The organism is Lacticaseibacillus camelliae DSM 22697 = JCM 13995, from assembly GCF_001436615.1.
In the GTDB taxonomy this organism is placed as follows: Bacteria; Bacillota; Bacilli; order Lactobacillales; family Lactobacillaceae; genus Lacticaseibacillus; species Lacticaseibacillus camelliae.
This window is the reverse complement of record NZ_AYZJ01000078.1, coordinates 1-891: the sequence shown is the minus strand read 5'-3', so window position 1 is coordinate 891 and position 891 is coordinate 1. Positions and strand designations below refer to the sequence as shown.

Here is an 891-nt window from a genome sequence, read left to right as displayed (position 1 = left end):
CATGGCCTTTCTGGTCTAGTCGTCAGGGTGTTGCACTTGAATTGTAAACTGGGGGTTGATAAAAACGGTCTTTTTGACCATGCTAAGTACGCCGCATTAGTTAAAGATGTGACTGGTAAAACTGACTCTTGGTACGCATATTCTCAGCCAGCCGTTAACACGGCGCACCAGTACCAGACTGAAACAGACCAAGCTGATCCTGACAAATGGGTCAACCCAGAATTAGAGCTTGTCGATCCAACTAACGGCTCCTACTTGGACCTTTTTGAAGATAACAAAGACATTGTCAGCTTTGCGGAGCCTGCGGACCAGTTCGCGACGAAAGCAATGGACACTCATAGTTCGGCTCTTTCTGCGACCTATGATGAGAAAACTGGTATTGTTACTTTTGCGGATGGCTCAACGTACGACACACAGACGGACAAGCTGACTTTGCCTAATCCATATTATGGCGATGACGCAAATCAAGCTGCTATCAGCTCGCAGTTGCTAATGGTGGTTTACAAGGATGGGATGAGCACTAAGGAAGCTGGTAAGTATAATCCTGATAATGGGTTGATCGAGTTTTCAGATGGTTCGTACTACATTCCTGATACCGAGACAATTGTCTTCAGTAATGCCAGCATTAATAATGGTGCCGCATATAAAGTTCAGAATTTGAAGACTGGCGAAGCCTTGAGTCGTGCTGGTGTGTACTTTACTTCTGGCAACGGCTGGTTCACTTCGGATAGTTTTGACGTCAACAGTGTGTTGACTTTCTTGCTCAAGGTTCATAAGGCATTCCCAGAGGTTAATCCGGATGTTCAGAAATTGACCGACATGGTAGACAGTTATTATAAGGCCTCAATTTTCAAGTCAAGTGCAACGATGATAACGAATCCTTGATAGTGG

General features: G+C 44.9%; 1 protein-coding gene. It reads left to right on the top strand.

Translation table 11 applies throughout. The features are described from left to right. Positions 1-885 (top strand): hypothetical protein (locus FC75_RS10430; protein ID WP_235808738.1); only part of this gene is annotated, 885 nt, incomplete at its 5' end. Positions 886-891: the final 6 nt, after the last annotated feature.